The following is a 17,535-nucleotide window of genomic DNA, read 5'->3' as shown; positions in this document are numbered from 1 at the left end:
GGGGGGGACTCGAACCCCCACGCCGCGAAGCGCTAACACCTGAAGCTAGTGTGTCTACCAATTCCACCACCGAGGCATATGCCGCCGACGCCGTGCATATTATGCGCCGGACGCATTTACGTCAACCTGACTTTGCAAAAAATCCGACATTTTTATACTGATCGTTTAAATGTTCAGCAAAGCTGCGCTGATTTTAAAAAAAATGGCCATTTAGCGCTGATGCAGCCTGCTAAAAGTACAGTGTGCTGCGATAAAACTCGGCTGATAGCAGATAAAATTTGCAGTGTTCATCACCACTTGCGTTGTATCTGCGTTCATCACTGCTGTTGATGACGTGTGCAAACAAAAGCGGTGCCGGCAATTCCTGACTCGGCATTACTTTGCAACAGAGTGCGGTATAAACCTGATAAAAAAGGCCAGGGCAGAAACTGCCGCGGCCTTTTATTTTGACTGGTTCTGGCGCGCAGGCGCGACCATCAGCCTGTTAATATTTGGCTTTTTTTAATAAACCAATTTCTTCCAGACGCTGCATCAGATAATCGTTGGAGTTAATCGGCTCCGGATAACGATTTGGATTTTCTGCACTGATACAAGAATCTAAAGTTTCAATGACATAATCCGGGTTCGGATGCATAAAAAACGGAATAGAGTATCTTGGCTGACCTGCAGCTGCACCGGCCGGATTTACCACACGGTGGGTGGTGGACGGCAACACATGGTTGGTCAGGCGCTGTAACATATCACCGATATTCACCACAATAGTACCTTCAATGGTGGTGACCGGTAACCAGCTGCCGTCACGGCGCAGAATTTCCAGTCCGGACTCATGCGAACCGACCAGCAAGGTAATGAGGTTAATATCTTCATGCTGACCAGCGCGGATAGACTGGGTTGAAGTGTCAGCAATTGGCGGATAGTGAATTGGCCGCAAAATAGAGTTGCCGTAATTCACTTTATCCGCAAAGTACTGCTGGTCTTGTTTTAAGAACAAAGCCAAAGCTTCCAGCACCTGACAACCCAATTTTTCCAGCGCTGAATACAGTGCGTAGGTCGCCTGTTTAAATTCCGGCACTTCTTGAGGCCAGACATTTGGATACAGGCTTGGATGTGGTGCCGGGCCATCCAGCTCACGACCAACATGCCAGAACTCTTTTAAGTCCGGATGTTTGCTGTCTTTGGCTTTTTCAACACCAAATCCGGTGTAACCGCGCGCCCCACCCTGGCCGGGCTGGTGGTACTGCGCTTTGACTTCAGTCGGTAAAGCGAAAAATTGTTTAATCACTTTATAAGTGTCAGCTACCACTTCATCCGGAATGCCGTGGCCACTAATGCCACAGAAGCCAAATTCAGTGTAAGCCTTGCCAATTTCGGCAACAAAGTTTTCTTTGTCGGTGGCAAACCGTCTGATATCTAAGGTTGGGACTTGTTGTTGAGTCATAGAACAGACCTGTTTTACTTAAGTTTTTAGCCTAAAGAGAAGAAAAAGCCTGCAATAGCAGCGGACATTAAATTCGCTAATGTCGCGGCAAACAGTGCTTTTAAACCCAGCTGTGCAATATCAGGCCGACGACTTGGCGCCATGCTGCCAAGACCACCCAACAGGATGGCAATCGACGAGAAATTAGCAAAGCCACATAACGCTATGGTTACGATAATTTGCGTGTGCTCAGAGAGCTTGCCTTCCTGCACATACTTGATGAAGTCCAGGTAAGCCACGAATTCGTTAATCACTAATTTTTGACCGATAAAACTACCGGCTAAGCGTGCCTCTTCCCAGCTGACGCCCAGGATAAAAGCCAAAGGCTGGAATACATAACCAAAAATCAGCTGTAAGGTTAAACCTTCCATGCCAACCAGGGTACCGGCCCAACCGACAATGCCATTAATTAAAGCAATCAAACCAACAAATGCCAAAAGCATAGCGCCAACGTTTAATGCCAGCATTAAACCACTGGCCGCACCTGAAGCTGCAGCGTCAATGACGTTGGTACTGCGCTCTTCAGCGCCAATTTCGGTCAGGGTATTTTTCGGTTGTTCTGTTTCCGGCACTAAAATTTTGGCCATTAATAAACCACCTGGCGCTGCCATAAAGCTGGCCGCAATCAGGTATTTTAATTCAACACCCATACCGGCATAACCTGCCAGTACTGAACCTGCTACTGACGCCAGACCACCCACCATCACGGCAAATAACTCTGAACGGGTCATGGTTGGAATAAATGGCCGCACCACTAACGGCGCTTCAGTTTGACCAACAAAAATATTGGCAGCAGCGCTCATCGATTCAGGACGGCTGGTACCGAGTAATTTTTGTAAACCACCACCAATAACGCCAATGACAAACTTCATCACACCAATGTGATACAACACAGCAATGAGCGACGAGAAGAAAATAATGACTGTCAGCACATGAATGGCAAAAACAAAACCATATTTCATTGCACCTGCGTCACCAAATAAAAACCGGATACCTTCCTGCGCATAAGAAATCACGTTACCTACCGCAACAGACACGCTCATCAGCACGTCTTTACCAAAAGGCACATAAAGTACAAAAGCACCAATGGCCAGCTGGATGGCAAAAGCACCACCCACTGTGCGCCATTTAATCTGGCTTCTGTGTGTAGACGCCAAATAGGCGACTAATAAGATGGCAAAGATGCCAACTAAACTCATCATATTGATATTCCTTGGATCTAGATCCGCAAAAGCTGCAGAATTATTGTTCTAGTGATGCCGGATTCCTAGGATAGCACCAAAAGATCAAGTAGTTACAGTTTCGAAGCGGGAGGCCGTCAGCAGTACTGCTGAGGCTTGAGATTGCTTGTCTGGGGTTGTCTAAACTTGAAGTTTTGCTGCGCGATTATAACAGAAAAGATACAGTTGAAAAGAGTTTGAACACTGCCGGTTTCTAATGCAGATTTACTATAAATTCAGCTTTTATTTCATTTACTTATCTTTGTATTTTTGCGAATTTACTTCAGGTGCAAGCACAAAAAAACCGCCATTATGGCGGTTTTTTTTAGCTTATATTGCTTAACTTGCCAATAAAGCCCGGATCTTGGTTTTGATAATATCGATGGCGATTTCATTTTTACCACCACGGGTCACCACTAAATCAGCGTATTGTTTGGATGGTGAAATAAACTCAAAAAAGGCCGGACGTACATAGTTTTCGTATTGTTCGGTGATAGAACTTAAAGTCCGGCCCCTGTCTTCCATATCTCTTTTAATACGGCGTAATAAACACACATCCAGCGGCGTATCCATAAACACTGTGATATTAAACTGCTCGCGCAAACGTGCATCTGTTAACAACAAAATCCCTTCCACCAAAATCACTTTGGCCGGTTGCACTTTGATCGTTTCAGCTTTACGGGTATGAGTTTTATAACAATATTGCGGCATTTCTACCGCCTGACCTTCACGCAGTTGCTGCAAATGGGCAGCCAATAATTCATGTTCAAAAGCAGCCGGATGGTCGTAGTTGGTCAGCACCCGCTGCTCCATCGACAAGTGATCCTGATTGCGGTAATAGGCGTCCTCTGCCAGCACTGATATACGTTCACCGCCAAATTCAGCAACAAGTTCCTGATAAACGGTTGAAGCGAAAAGACTTTTGCCTGAGGCTGAAGCGCCGGCAATTGCAATAATGGTAGGTTTGGCCACGGTTCTGTTCTTATCAAGATGAAATAAGCGTAATTATCGCGAATTTACGCCAAATTAGAAATAATTAATCTCTGCTTAGCTTCAGGCTTTGGCCTGAATCAGCCAGACTTCAGCATAAAAGAAAACGCCGGTCTGTTGACCGGCGCTTTTTATACAAACTGCTGAGTTATCAGAAGTTGTAGCTTACGCCAACTTTCATCCGCCACGTAGACTTTTCTGTGTAGAACTTGTCCCAGTTGCGTTGATTTGACGTGATGTTGTTGTACACATAGTGATAAGTGTTCTGATCTAACGTGAAGTTAGCCAGTGTCACGTCACCAAAGTCATCGCCGTACACTTTACCTTTGCTGCTGTCGATCAGGTTCAGTAAGTTTTCGATATTCAGGTATACCGAACCTTTGTGACCTTCAGCAAAACCAGGGATTTCCTGACGTAATGACAGATCCAGTGTAGTCACCCAAGGCGTTGTTTTCACGCCTTTTGGCAGGTATTGACCCTGGTACTGGTCCAGACCTAACTGAGTTACACGCTCCCAGAACGTGGCTTCTGCAGCAGGGTTAGCAAATTTAACAACTGAATAATCGCCTTTTACCGGGATAAACGGCAGGAAGTAGTTGTTAGTAGTACCCGGGCTTAACTGTACGTACGGGTTGGTCGCTTGTGGACCGTTGAAGTCAGTTACACCTAACAGGTAGTTAATTGGCTTACCTGAACGACGCTCATAGAACATGCTGACGTTGGTTGCATAACCAGAGAACAGCTCTGTTTCATAACCAAAGTTCACAACAAAACGGTGTTCAGTCTCGAATGTAGAACGACCTAACAACATTTCGTTACGGTTGATTACCGGGTTGTTACCATAGTTACTGCCGGCAGTTGAGCTGGTCGCCGGAGCGCCTTCAGTAATGTCCTGGTTGGTGTATGAAGTGACAACACTGATACCGTTATCCCAGTTTTTGCTCAGCATAGTGCTGAAAATCTTAGAACGGCCATCGTCTTCGGCATTGGTCAACATAATGTCAACAACACCATCGGTGTCACGGTAAATTTTACGCTGACCATCCGGAGTAGTTGCGATCTGCTCTGACGGCAGGATGCTCACATCTTTCCACACTACGCTGTCTTGTTTTTGTACATATAACAGTTCTGTGGTCCAGTTAATGTCATCACCAATCACTGGCAGACTGAACACATAGTCAGCAGCCAACTGGTAACGCCAGTCTGATGGCAGGTTGAAGTTTGGATCAACCAGGTTGGTGTTACCACCAGTGGTGACACCGGCAACAGCATCTTTTAACGCCTGTGGAATTTGATCCAGCTTGACGCCTGTCAGGTTATTCAATGTACGGTCACCGGTTCCAATACCGACGTTTGAATAGCTGTTAGAGATCCACACTGTTGGCTGACCACCAGAGAAGCGGCCTACACCACCACGTAATGTCAGGTCTTCAGTTGCTGTGTAAGTGAAACCCAGACGTGGCAGTAAAATGTCGATGCCGTCTAAGTTTTCGCTGTTGTCATAGCCGGTACGGGCCAGTGAGAAAGCGTTAAAAGCTGGTTTGTCGTTTGAACCTAAACGCTCATAACGTAAACCAACATCCAGCGTCAACTCGTCAGTCGCAGCCCACTCGTCATTGATGTACAGGGCATGCTCGTCACGAACAAAGTCTGCAGCCGCATCATTTGGATTGTGGCTGATCGCATTCTGGTAACGAATACTGGCGATTTGATTCTGGAAATCTGCAATGCTGTTAAAAGTGTATTGACCTTTAGTACGCTGTAAGAACAGGTTAAAAATGTCTAAACGCTTAAACTGATAACCAAAGCTTAAACGGTGATCGTCCATCAGGTAATCGCCGTCAGCAGCCAGGATCCAGGTTTTCTTTTGCAGGTCGTTTGAATGACGTGACAAGTCGCTACCGATAGCAATAGTGGCTGTCTGCCCAGCGTTACCACCAAAACGTGGCACACGGATAGACACGTCGCCAAAGTCTGACAGCGATTTTTGCACTGTGGCAACGTCCATATAAGTTGCACTTAACTGGGTAGAGAAATCAGAGTTCCAGTCAGAGTACAGTTTAAAGGCGTGGTTATTCAGGGTTTCTTCTTTGTTGTACCAGTTAGAAGACAAACGCATAGTGGTTGAGTTTGACTGGTTACCCTGGGTCTGGTTACCTTTATTGTACTGGTAAGTGTAAGCAGCACGGTGTTCGTCGTTGATGTTCCAGTCCAGTTTTAACAGCAGTTTTTCATCAGTTTCTTCCGGAACTACGTTCCAGTCACCCACATCTACACCGTAAACAGTGCGGGCAATATTGGCAACCTGATCAATTTGCTCTTGTGTTACAGCTGTAGCGTTTGACAAACCAGAACCGGCAGGACCCCACTCCAGCGGAGGAGTCGCGTCATAACTTTCAGCAGAGATAAAATAGAACAACTTGTCCTGTACTACGGCACCACCTAAGGTTGCAGCCCAGTTTTTGTTGTCATATTCCAGCGGTACTTCGCCTTTCGGGTTTTGTGCAGTGGCGGCAAAACGGTTTTCCGGCGTGCCAGCTAAGCTGTCGTTTTTGATTTCATATTTGAATGAACCAAAAGTATCGTTACCACCTGACTTGGTAACAGCGTTGATTTTACCACCCTGGAAACCACCGTCTTTGGCGTTAAAAGGGGATACGTCGATAGTGATCTGGTCAATAGCATCAAAAGAAATTGGTGAACGTGTGGTTGGGTAACCGTTGGCGTTCAGACCAAAATCGTCGTTCTGGGCAATGCCGTCAACGCTGATGCTGTTGTAACGCGGGTTGGTACCTGCAACGCTTAACTCACCGTCTTTTGGTGATAACACAGCTAACGGGTTGTTTTTAACGATATCTTTCAAATCGTTGTTCAGGCTTGGTGCATTTCTGATGTCATCTTCGCCGAAGTAGCTGCTGCTGCCGTTATTGGCAGTGGCAATAGCAGCACCGGTAACAGCAATACGCTCAACGTCGTTAGCTTGTAATTGTTTGTTCAGCTGGTAAGTGTCACCCAGTTGCAGGAACACGTCATTGACGGTCTCATCTGCATAAGTGTCTGAATCAACGATAATTTTGTATGGACCACCAACACGTAAACCAGAAGCAACAAAACTACCGCCTTCGTTGGTGATTACAGTGCGGCTGGTGCCTGATGGTACGTGCAGAATAATAACTTTAGTACCTGCGGCAGCTGCGCCTTCAGGATTAGAAATACGACCGCGGATTGCTGAAGAAGTATCAGCCATGGCGTAGCTAGAACTTAAGGCCACGGCAACCGCCATAGCAATATGTCTCATTTTCATATCTGTTTTCACCCGGTAGTTGTAGGTTGTATCAAACCCTGATTAAAGCAAATCGTTGTTTAATTTTGGGAGACGAGCTTAACGCAGTAACATTACGTTTTTTTTACAGCCTTGTTTGACCTTTAAATTTATGAAGATTAACGGAACTAATCTCTTTTATTGCGGTCAAATGCGCCTCTTGTCAAATCAGTGTAACATATCAGACCAGAAATATGCAGACTGACAACAAAGTTTGCTCAATATTTCGCTGAAATTTGCCGCAAAATTCAGCATTCTAGCCATCTAATTGCAATATTTCTGGGTTAAATTCGACTTGTTGCATATGCTGGTGCCACTTTTACCAACTGGATAAAATCAAATGAAAAAGACGGCAGCTTTGCTGACTTTATGTTCTTTCCTCACCGGAGCTCTGCCTGTGACCGCCACTGAACTCACTATTGCCACTTTTAATGTCAGTATGGAAGCGGAAAATTATGTGGAAAAAGGCCAGCCTATAGGGCCAGAGGTGTTGTCAGAGCGCTTAAAGCAGGGAGACAACCCACAAATCAAAAATATCGCTGCCATTATTCAGCAGGTCAGGCCCGATATTATTTTGTTAAACGAATTTGACTACATTGCCGACCCCAAAGCCGGTGTGCAGCTGTTTATTGATAACTATCTGGCAAAACCGCAGCAGGGCGGTAAGCCTTTGAGCTACCCCTATTTTTATTACAACACTGTCAATACCGGCCAGCCCAGCGGTTTTGATTTAAACAACGATGGTAAGGTCAATACACCGGGGGAAGATGCCTGGGGTTTTGGTTTTTATCCGGGTCAATATGGCATGGTGTTGTTATCGAGTTTCCCAATTAACGAGCAACAAGTGCGTACTTTCCAGCACTTTAAATGGAAAGATATGCCGGGCCATAAAAACACCGTCAAAGCCGACGGCAGCCCCTGGTTTAGTCCTGACGCCTGGCAACAGATGCCACTGTCGAGTAAATCACACTGGGATATACCGCTGAACATTAACGGCAAAATCTTGCATATTCTGGCCAGCCACCCCACTCCGCCGGTATTTGATGGTGCAGAAAACCGCAACGGCAACCGCAACCATGACGAAGTACGGTTTTGGGTAGATTACCTGTCCGGTGAGGATTACATCTATGATGACAAAGGCCATCAAGGCGGTTATCAGGCCAAAGCACCTTTTGTCATTCTGGGTGATTTAAATTCCTCACCTGTTGAGGGTGATGCCTTCCGGGATGCCATTAAAGCGCTTATCAATCATCCGCTGGTAAATGGCGCCCCCACCCCAACCAGCAAAGGCGGCCAACTCCATAGCAACAACAATCCTCATGGCGCCAGTCACACCGCCGGCTGGCGGATGCGCGCTGACTATGTATTGCCATCCAAAGCTGGCCTTCGCATGAAACTGTACCAAAGTGGCGTATTCTGGCCAGCACCGGGCGAACCTTTACATGAAGTTGTGAACAGCCGCGGTGCCAGCTCTGATCACCGTCTGGTCTGGGTTAAGCTGCAGCTGGAGTAACTAAAGCCGAAGTTTCAGCACACTCAATCAGTATTTGAGCCAATAAAAAAGCGCCTGAAGGCGCTTTTTTATTGGGTTACATCAAGACTGCTATACAGCTTTATTGTTCTGCCAGCGGCCGGCTATATGCCAATTCCATATCCCAGGGCAACTGGATCCAGGTGTCCTGCTCTATGTCAGTCACATATTTATCCACCAGCGGCTTACCCTGTGGTTTGGCATACACAGTGACAAAACAAGCTTGCGGGAAATGTTCACGCAGTGCTTTGGCTGTTTCGCCGGTGTCGACTAAATCATCGACAATCAGCAGCTTAGGACTGTCTTTGAGGGCAGCATCTTTTAAAATTTTCAGCTCACGCTGCTGGTCGTGGTCGTAGCTTGACACACAGATGCTGTCCACCACGCGGATATTCAGCTCGCGCGCCAGAATAGCGGCCGGCACTAAACCACCGCGGCTCACCGCTACTATGCTGTCAAATTCACCGTCGAGGCATAATTTGGCCAGCTCTTTGGTGGCCCGGTGAAAAGCTTCCCAGGACACATAAAACATTTTGTTGCTGCTCAGTGACATCACAGGCCCCTTATGCCAGTGCTAACGCAATTTCAACCATCTCGTTAAAGCTGGTCTGACGCTCATCCGGGCTTAACGATTCACCGGTACGGATATGATCTGACACTGTCATAATTGCCAGCGCGTTAATGCCAAACTCAGCCGCTACACCATACAAACCAGCCGCTTCCATCTCAACCCCTAAAATGCCGTATTTTTCCAGCGTATCAAACAGGGTTTCACTTGGGTTGTAGAACAAATCAGAGGTAAACACATTGCCCACTTTGACGCCGATGTTTTTGGCGCGCGCTGCCGCAACAGCACGTTCTAATAAGTCATAACTGGCCAGCGCCGCAAAATCCATGCCCTGTAAACGATTGCGGTTGACCGCCGAGTCTGTGCTGGCGCCCATTGCAATCACCACTTCCCGTACTTTCACTGACAGTGGTAAACCACCACAGGAGCCAATACGGATAATGTTTTTTACACCGTAAAACTTCACCAGTTCAGTGGCATAAATAGACATAGACGGCACGCCCATGCCTGAGCCCATGACACTGACGTCTTTGCCGTTATATTTGCCGGTAAAACCGTACATATTGCGCACTGTGTTAATGCATTTCACGTCGGTTAAAAAGGTATCGGCAATATGTTTGGCGCGCAGCGGATCGCCTGGCATTAACACGGTTTGAGCAAAAGCGCCGACTTCGGCATGAATATGTGGAGTGGTCATTGATTGTCTCTTATCAGTTATCTGTCTGTTGTTTTTTGTCAGTTGTTGTCTGTTCGTTTTATTTGCGGGTCAGGGCTAAAAACGACTCACCGTAAGCCAGTTTTTCCAGACCAAAAAATTCAGCCAATGTCTGGCCCATGTCGGCAAAACTTTGTCTTTGCCCTAAATTGACCGCCGCCACTTTGGGGCCACTGAACAGCACAGGCACAAATTCGCGGGTGTGTTCGGTACCAATCCAGGTCGGGTCACAGCCATGATCGGCCGTCATCAGCAGCACTGAGTCCTGATCAAGTGCCTTGATGATTTCCGGCAAGCGGCTGTCAAAATATTCCAGCGCTTCGCCATAACCTATGGCATCACGGCGATGGCCGTAGTTCTGGTCAAAATCCACCAGATTGGTAAAAATCAGGCTGCGGTCCGGCGCCTTGGCATATTCGGCCAGAGTGGTGTCTACCAGAGCAGCCAGGCCATTGGCTTTAACACTTTTACTAATGCCCTGATGAGCGTAAATATCGGCAATTTTACCAATGCTGATAACTGTGCCACCGGCCTGGGTGAGTTTATCCAGCAGCGTTGGCGCCGGAGGTAACACTGAATAATCTTTGCGATTGCCGGTACGGGCATAATTGTCTGCTTTATCTCCCAAAAACGGCCGTGCTATCACCCGGCCAATATTGTAAGGGTCCAGCAACTCTCTGGCGACTTCACAAAAGTGGTAGAGTTTGTCTAAGCCAAAATGCTCTTCATGCGCAGCGACCTGAAACACACTGTCGGCTGAGGTGTAACAAATTGGCATGCCAGTGCGGATATGCTCATCCCCCAGCTTGACCAGAATATCTGTGCCTGAAGCATGGCAATTGCCCAGAATGCCGGGCACACCGGTGCGGGCACATAATTCGTCAATCAGCTCTTTTGGAAAACTCTGTTGTTTATTATGAAAATAACCCCAGTCAAATAACACAGGCACACCGGCAATTTCCCAGTGACCGCTGGGCGTGTCTTTGCCGCTGGATAATTCTGCCGCAAAACCATAAGCGCCCTGTACCGGCTCCAGATCGGCCACTGCCGCCATTTCTGACGAAGCACCAAAAGCAGCTTTCACCAAACCCAATCTGGCCAGATTGGGCAGCGCCAGTTGCCGGCCTTTGGCTTTGGCAAAAGCACGGGCAATACTGTTAAAAGTGTTTGCACCGGCATCACCAAATTTTTCGGCGTCTGGTGCACTGCCAATACCAAAACTATCCAGAACCAAAATAATTGCTTTAGTCATCGTTATTACCTCAGTTGACTCTGCTGCCGGCTTTTTTGTGATGGCTGTTGTTGCGACGGCAACTGTTGCCTGCTCCAGCTAAAACCATAAAAGCTGCGTGGTGCTTTGCCTGTTTTGTCAGAACCTGTTTGTTTCAAACCTGCTCTTGTAAAAATAGCCCAGAGCCCTGCACTTATGCGTGTGGTATTGCTTTAGAACAGAAATTGTCCGGGTGAAAGCCCATTAACAAATCCTGCCAATCAGACCACAAAAATAAAAAGGGCACGCAGCTTAGAACGAAACCACAATTTTAGCAATCACTTCAGCGCGCTCTGCGCTCAGGCTAATTTTTTGCGCTGGACTCAAGATAAAGACGATGGCGTCAACCCGATCTTAAAGCCCGGAAATTGCAGCTTTAGGGCAAGCGGCCCAAGCGGCACCTGTACCTCCAAGGGGGTAGCCAAAAGCCCCCTTCAAGGTCATAACAATCCCGGGACTCTGCCTCTACCATAAGCACAACGCCGAGCTGTGCAAGCTAAGTCCTGAGCCTAAGGATAAGTGATTGCAAAGTGCAATCCGCCTGCAGCAGCCGTGGCAATTGGGCCACCGGGCCTGACTGGAAACGGTCAGACCTCCCTACTTCGGAAAGGTGTGTAGTGATGCTTCAAGATCAATTTAACCGCCGCTTCAGCTACTTAAGACTGTCGCTGACGGAAAGTTGCAACTTTCGTTGCAGCTACTGCCTGCCGGATGGCAATGAATGCTCAAGCCGCAGTGAAGAGCTGACCTTGCCGGAAATTAAACGTCTGGTCACCGCCTTTGCCCTTTGTGGCACCCGCAAAATCCGCCTGACCGGCGGTGAACCCAGCTTGCGCCGCGACTTATGCAACATTATCGCCACCTGCAAAGCGGTGCCCGGCATCGAACAAGTGGCGATGACCACCAATGGTTACCGGCTAAAACGGGATATTCAAAGCTGGCTGGATGCAGGGCTGGATGCGCTGAATGTCAGTGTCGACAGCTTAGACCCCGCTACTTTTGCGCTGGTCACAGGTCAGGACAGACTGCCGGATATTCTGGAAGGTATTGACCTTGCCAGCAGCCTTGGCATTAAAAAACTGAAACTGAATACAGTGTTGCTGCGTCAGCATAATGCCGGTGAATTGCCCGACTTTATGGCTTTTGTAAAACAACGTGCTGTCACTTTACGTTTTATTGAGCTGATGCAAACCGGCGACAATAATGCCTTTTTTGCCCGTCAGCATCTGTCAGGTGACAGCATCAAACAACAGTTACTCCAGGCCGGCTGGTTATTGGGCGCAAAAGACGCTCACGCCGGGCCAGCCCAGGAGTTTTTCCACCCACAGCATCAGGGCGGCATTGGCCTTATCATGCCCTATAGCAAAGACTTTTGCGCTGACTGTAACAGACTCAGAGTATCAAGTCTGGGCGAGCTGTATCTTTGTCTTTTTACCGAACAACACCGCAGTTTGCGTCACTTGCTGGCGCAGGATGATCCCGAAGCTGTGCGGCAGTTTTTGCAACATAGCCTGTTATTTAAAAGCAGCAGCCATGCCCTGGCCGAACAAAAAACCGGCGCCACCCGCCATCTGGCAATGATTGGCGGTTAATGATTGGCGGTTAATCGTTGCTGGTTAATCACTGCTGGTGAGAAAAGGGCGGTTTATCACAGGCGATATATCACTGCGGCTTCAAAGCCGAAAGCTTATCGCTGGGTTTAACGCTGCAGTAAAAAGCGGTTAATGCGGGTTCGGTATGGCAAACAGATTAAATACAACAGTGAATCAACAACATAACGGCGACGCAGTGCTGAAAAGCGCTATTATTCTGGCCGGTGGCCGCTCCAGCCGGATGGGGCAAGACAAAGCGCTGCTGCAACTGAACGGACAAAGTCAGCTTAGCCGCACTGTGGCACTGGCCAAAGCCGCAGGTTGCGACCAGATCCTTATTAGCCGTAACCAGCCTGGTTTTATTTATGATCTTTACCCGGCAGCCGGGCCTTTAGCCGGTATTCAGGCCGCCTTGTTGCAGGTACAAGCTGCCAGTTGCCTCATTCTACCCGTTGATACGCCGCTGCTGCAGCCATCACTGCTGCGTTTGTTATGGCAGTACCCCTGCGCCAGTTTTCAGGGTTCGCCACTACCAGCCGTGATCCCCAATAACAGTAAGGTGCGGCATTGGCTGTTGCAGCAGTTACAACAACAGGCCGACCAGAAGCAGCCAAAAGACCAGGCGCAGCAAAAGAGCAATGACACTGGATCCGCTTTATCCGTTACAGCACTGCTGCACTATTGTGGCGGCATCACCCTGCCTTGCCCTCTACCCACCGCGCTGCTGAATACCAACACGCCGGAGCAATGGCAACAAGCCACAGCTGTTTATCAGCAAAAACAGCAACCATATCAAGAGTTCAAGGAGCGCATTTCCCATGGCTAAAACCGCACAGGCATTTCAGCCACTGGCTGTGGTCGTACTGACCATATCCAATCGCCACACGCCAGCCACCGACAGCAGCGGTGATTTAATCAGCCAGCTGTTGCAACAGGCCGGCCATCACCTCAGCCACAGGGCCATAGTGCCTTCTGATAAATATCAAATCAGAGCTGAAGTGTCGCGGCTGCTTTGTGAAAGAGCGCATCAGGTGATTTTACTCAATGGCGGTACCGGTTTTTCCGCTGACAACTGTACTGTTGCCGCCATCAGCGCTTTGTTTGATCAGGAAGTGCCAGGCTTTGGCGAGCTGTTCCGTCAGCTGTCTTTTGCCGATATCGGCAGTGCGGCTTTGCAATCCAATGCGGTGGCAGGTCTTGCCAATCAAAAGCTGTTGGTCGCTATGCCGGGCTCTCCTTCCGCCTGCGAACTGGCGATGCAGCAACTGCTGCTACCTCAGCTTGATGCCAGACAAGGTCCGTGCAATTTTGTGCCTTTGTTATTGCGTCCGGGGAAGGCCGACAGCAACGCCGCTGTTCATCAAGAGCCTTTATGCTGCCCGCGCTGATGAGCCGTTTTAACACCCAGGAGAACCTTTGATGCCACAAGATTTAATAAACCCGGCCATAACTGCCAACACTGAGTTCACCCATTTAAGCTCAGACGGCAGCGCCCGCATGGTGGATGTCGGCGGCAAACAAAGCAGCCAGCGTCAGGCCATTGCCTCAGCTTTGGTGCAAACCACACCGGCCGTCATTGAGTTATTACAAAGTGCCGGTCTGAAAAAAGGGGATGCACTGGCCTGTGCCCGCATCGCCGGCATTATGGCAGCCAAAAAAACCAGCGATTTGATTCCGTTATGTCATCCGCTGGCGCTGAATAAAGTAGAAATTGAATTTAGCCTCGACGCCAGGCTTGGCCAGCTGCGCATTGTCGCCATCTGTGCGGTAACCGGTAATACCGGGGTGGAAATGGAAGCTTTAACAGCTGCAGCCGTCAGCGCTCTGACTATTCACGATATGTGTAAAGCGGTGGATCCGGCGCTGGTGATCAGTCAAATCCAGCTGGAGGAAAAAACCGGTGGTAAATCAGGTCTTTGGCAAAGAGCAGCATTTTTAGCACAGCGCCCTGCTCAGACAAATGCAGAACAGACAAACACTGCCCAGATAAAAGCGGCGCATGCCTCAACGGAGCAACACCATGATTAAAATCCTGTTTTTTGGCGCTTTGCGCGAAAGATTACAATGCGCCAGCCTGCAAATGGCGCTCAATACCCCTTGTGCTGTCTCTGAGGTGCTACAGCAGCTGCGCCAGCAATCCGGTCTTTTTGCCGAAGCTCTGGCTGATAATCAGCTGCTGTGTGCCCTGAATCAGCAGCTTTGCGGCACTGAAGTGCTGGTTCAGTCAGGTGATGAAGTGGCGTTTTTTCCACCTGTCACCGGAGGTTAATCTGATGCCGGACCTGGAGATGACAACAGCGCAGCAGCCCGAACAGAAAGCGCAGCAGCCAGAACAGAAAGCGCAACAGCCGGAACAACAACAGCAACTTCAGCCAAAGTTCGATATCCGGGTGCAAAACGCTGATTTTTCGCTGCAGGATGTCTATCAGCAGCTTGCTGCCACCCCTTATTGTGGTGCTGTGGTCACTTTTGTCGGTTTGGTGCGGGATCATCCAGAGCTGCAACTGCAGGCACTGGAGCTGGAACATTACCCCGGCATGACCGAAAAAGCGTTGCAGCAGATTGCCACAGAAGCAGCCCAAAGATTTGATTTAAAAGCGGTAACTGTGATCCACCGCATTGGGTTATTAGCGCCACAACAACAAATAGTGTTGGTGGGCGTGGCCTCGGCGCATCGTGGCAGCGCCTTTGCAGGCGCTGAATTTATAATGGATTATTTAAAAACCAAGGCGCCGCTGTGGAAAAAACAGCATGACGCCAAAGGCGCAGCCTGGGTCGAAGCAAAAGCCTCAGATCAGGCGCAGCAGCAAAAGTGGCAATGATCACGGCAAGTGAGCACGCTTTTTTGCAGCGCAAGAGCCGCAATCACAACCCAACACCAATCACTCCTTTATTTCAGCGCCAAGCTGATGTGAACGACAACCTCATGTGAACGACAACAGGTGCAACAAAAATCTGCTGCACCTGTTGTTTTTATTGCTGTTAACAGCCAGCCAATGATGCTGGCTGTTTTTGCGCTGATAAAAAGCCTGCGGCAAACTGCTGTAACCTTGCGCTGCTGCTGCCCGGCGGTAACATCACTTCAATCAAAGAAAATCTTTTATCGTCCTGCAGAGCCTGCTCAAATGCACTTTCCAGCTGCGACAAACTCCACACCTGATAAGCACCACCGCCCATGCCCCGCGCTATAGCGGAATAATTCCAGCCCTGCAACGAGGTTGAACTGAGCTCAGGCGCAAAGGCTTTAATCATCTGCCAGCCACTGTTATTGAGTAACAGCACCACAGGCGCAAAACCATAACGGGCACAATGCCCCAGCTCCAACCCTGTCATCTGAAAAGCGCCATCGCCGACCAGCACCAGCGGCCTTAATCCACTGACCGCCTGTACACCAAGCGCAGCCGGCACCGCATAACCCATAGAGGCATAATAAGCCGGTGCTAACAGATAAGTGGGTTTGACCTGCAAAGACGCAAACAAACAATCGCCAATGTCACTGACCACAGGCACCAGCTTTGTTTGCTGACTTAACAACTGGTCAATCAGAGTTAATGCAGAAGCTGAATTAAAGGCAGGCTGAGGGTCGGCTTCAGCGCGTGCCTGAGCCGAAGCTTCCGCCAGCTGCGGCCTGAAATCTGTTTGCCCGCAAGCTGCAGAGCGCAAACTATCGGGCTGCAAACTGCGGCTTGCAAACTCCGGTAATGGCATCTGTAACAGCTGCTGCAACAGCGCGGCAATGGGCAAGTCATGAAAAATCACCCCGGCCATTTTTAATTCACCCTGTTGAATCAGCAGCTGTTTTTCTGGGGTAAACAAGTCCTGATGGGCGGCAAAGTTACTGTCGTTCTGAATCACGCCCAGCTGAATAATTAAGTCAGCATCGGCCAATAACGCCAGCGCCGCACTGTCCTGGCGATCAACAAAAACACCGGCATATTGCGGGTGGCTCTGGTCAACACAGGCGCGCCCAAGCAAAGTGGTCAGCATTGGTACATTCAGCCTGCTGGCAAGCTGTTCCACCAGCGGCACGGCAGCAAAACGCCTGATGCCAATGCCACATAACAACACTGGTTTTTTCGCCTGCTGCAGCCGTTTTAACATCGCATCACAGGCCAGTTGCAGCTCTTGCTGATACAAAGGATCCTGCCCCTGCTGCTGGCAATGCAGCGCCGCTATGGCTTGTGCCACCTGAGCATGAGCCAGCGGCCAGCAGGCGGCGTCCCGTGGGATCTCAATCAGCACAGGACGTGATTCGCGCTGACAAGTCTGAATAGCCCGGCACAGTTCAGCGGCGGCGGTGTGAATATCATCCAGCCGCACCTGGGCACAGGTAATTTCGCGGTAAATATCCCGTTGTGAGTCCAGATGTTTAGCCTGATGGTGTATGTGCAAATCACGTTCGATTTCAGCGCGGGACGGAAAGCCCGCCATGATGACCAGCGGCACTTGCTCAACATAAGCCTGGGCTACAGCATTCACCGCATTCAGTGCGCCGGCACCATAAGTGAGCAACACCGCACCTGGCTGATTGGCAAAACGGGCTGCGGCATCGGCGGCAAACACGGCGGAAGGTTCGTGGCTGACATAATACAGCGGCAGTTTTTTGGCTTTTTCCAGCTCGGCAAAAAGCGGCAACACAAAGTCGCCCGGAATGCCAAAAATCTGTTGTACTCCGGCCTGTTGCAATTGTTGCAACAATAAATCGACTAAACGCATCAGTTCACCCTCAATCACTTTGATGACGTCAGTGTGAAGGTTCAATAGCGCCGGCTTGTTGACCTGGATCAAGCCAGTTACATCAGGCTTACAGGGCAAAAGAGGTATTGCTGTTGAGCATCAATAAGCGGCAG

15 protein-coding genes and 1 riboswitch are annotated in these 17,535 nt (G+C 49.1%); of the genes, 7 read left to right on the top strand and 8 right to left on the bottom strand.

Annotated features, from left to right (window positions below):
- Positions 1–484: 484 nt before the first annotated feature.
- From N3Z11_RS16825 to N3Z11_RS16810, 4 genes are all read right to left on the bottom strand, one after another.
- Positions 485–1,438 (bottom strand): isopenicillin N synthase family oxygenase, encoded by a 954-nt coding sequence (locus N3Z11_RS16825; protein WP_260658361.1) that lies wholly within the window; start codon positions 1,436–1,438, stop codon positions 485–487.
- 26 nt (positions 1,439–1,464) lie between these two features.
- Entirely contained in the window at positions 1,465–2,679 is a 1,215-nt protein-coding gene (locus tag N3Z11_RS16820; RefSeq protein WP_260658360.1) for a NupC/NupG family nucleoside CNT transporter, read from the bottom strand.
- 357 nt (positions 2,680–3,036) lie between these two features.
- Positions 3,037–3,669: a uridine kinase gene (gene udk / locus N3Z11_RS16815; protein WP_260658359.1), complete on the bottom strand. Its 633-nt coding sequence runs from the start codon at positions 3,667–3,669 to the stop codon at positions 3,037–3,039.
- A gap of 169 nt (positions 3,670–3,838) precedes the next feature.
- On the bottom strand, positions 3,839–6,991 hold the full coding sequence (locus N3Z11_RS16810) for a TonB-dependent receptor (protein ID WP_260658358.1): 3,153 nt from the start codon (positions 6,989–6,991) through the stop codon (positions 3,839–3,841).
- 358 nt (positions 6,992–7,349) lie between these two features.
- On the opposite strand from N3Z11_RS16810, the gene N3Z11_RS16805 reads away from it, so the two are divergent.
- Entirely contained in the window at positions 7,350–8,522 is a 1,173-nt protein-coding gene (locus tag N3Z11_RS16805; protein ID WP_260658357.1) for an endonuclease/exonuclease/phosphatase family protein, read from the top strand.
- A 100-nt stretch (positions 8,523–8,622) separates the two neighbouring features.
- Here N3Z11_RS16805 and gpt read toward each other — a convergent pair whose 3' ends face one another.
- From gpt to N3Z11_RS16790, 3 genes are read right to left on the bottom strand one after another with little or no spacing between them, the layout of a single operon-like run.
- On the bottom strand, positions 8,623–9,093 hold the full coding sequence (gpt, locus tag N3Z11_RS16800) for a xanthine phosphoribosyltransferase (protein ID WP_260658356.1): 471 nt from the start codon (positions 9,091–9,093) through the stop codon (positions 8,623–8,625).
- A gap of 10 nt (positions 9,094–9,103) precedes the next feature.
- The gene (deoD, locus tag N3Z11_RS16795) at positions 9,104–9,805 is read right to left on the bottom strand and encodes a purine-nucleoside phosphorylase (RefSeq protein WP_260658355.1); all 702 of its coding nucleotides are present in this window, start codon (positions 9,803–9,805) and stop codon (positions 9,104–9,106) included.
- Between the two features lie 58 nt (positions 9,806–9,863).
- On the bottom strand, positions 9,864–11,075 hold the full coding sequence (locus N3Z11_RS16790) for a phosphopentomutase (protein WP_260658354.1): 1,212 nt from the start codon (positions 11,073–11,075) through the stop codon (positions 9,864–9,866).
- A 488-nt stretch (positions 11,076–11,563) separates the two neighbouring features.
- Positions 11,564–11,722: riboswitch (molybdenum cofactor riboswitch) on the top strand.
- Between N3Z11_RS16790 and moaA the strand changes: the two genes are divergently transcribed.
- The 6 genes from moaA to moaE all read left to right on the top strand — a co-directional run bounded on the left by moaA (position 11,714) and on the right by moaE (position 15,507).
- Positions 11,714–12,685 (top strand): GTP 3',8-cyclase MoaA, encoded by a 972-nt coding sequence (gene moaA / locus N3Z11_RS16785; RefSeq protein WP_260658353.1) that lies wholly within the window; start codon positions 11,714–11,716, stop codon positions 12,683–12,685. It overlaps the preceding riboswitch by 9 nt.
- 145 nt (positions 12,686–12,830) lie before the next feature.
- Positions 12,831–13,511, top strand: a complete 681-nt coding sequence (locus N3Z11_RS16780; protein ID WP_260658352.1) for a molybdenum cofactor guanylyltransferase — start codon at positions 12,831–12,833, stop codon at positions 13,509–13,511.
- Positions 13,504–14,073 carry a molybdenum cofactor synthesis domain-containing protein gene (locus N3Z11_RS16775; protein WP_260658351.1) on the top strand — a complete coding sequence of 190 codons (570 nt, stop codon included), beginning with the start codon at positions 13,504–13,506 and terminating at the stop codon, positions 14,071–14,073. Before N3Z11_RS16780 ends, N3Z11_RS16775 begins: the two co-directional genes overlap by 8 nt.
- A gap of 31 nt (positions 14,074–14,104) precedes the next feature.
- Entirely contained in the window at positions 14,105–14,713 is a 609-nt protein-coding gene (gene moaC / locus N3Z11_RS16770) for a cyclic pyranopterin monophosphate synthase MoaC (RefSeq protein WP_313771366.1), read from the top strand.
- Positions 14,706–14,954: a MoaD/ThiS family protein gene (locus N3Z11_RS16765; RefSeq protein WP_260658350.1), complete on the top strand. Its 249-nt coding sequence runs from the start codon at positions 14,706–14,708 to the stop codon at positions 14,952–14,954. The genes moaC and N3Z11_RS16765 overlap by 8 nt, the downstream gene beginning before the upstream one ends.
- 4 nt (positions 14,955–14,958) lie before the next feature.
- A complete protein-coding gene (gene moaE, locus N3Z11_RS16760) occupies positions 14,959–15,507 on the top strand; it encodes a molybdopterin synthase catalytic subunit MoaE (protein WP_260658349.1) in 549 nt (182 codons plus the stop codon).
- A gap of 160 nt (positions 15,508–15,667) precedes the next feature.
- Here the strand turns inward: moaE and N3Z11_RS16755 are convergent, their stop codons facing one another.
- Entirely contained in the window at positions 15,668–17,446 is a 1,779-nt protein-coding gene (locus N3Z11_RS16755; RefSeq protein ID WP_260658348.1) for a thiamine pyrophosphate-binding protein, read from the bottom strand.
- Positions 17,447–17,535 lie beyond the last annotated feature (89 nt).

It is taken from the genome of Rheinheimera sp. 4Y26 (assembly GCF_025245835.1).
Classification (GTDB): domain Bacteria; phylum Pseudomonadota; class Gammaproteobacteria; order Enterobacterales; family Alteromonadaceae; genus Pararheinheimera.
The sequence above is the reverse complement of the archived record's forward strand: the minus strand, read 5'-3'. Positions and strand labels throughout refer to the sequence as shown.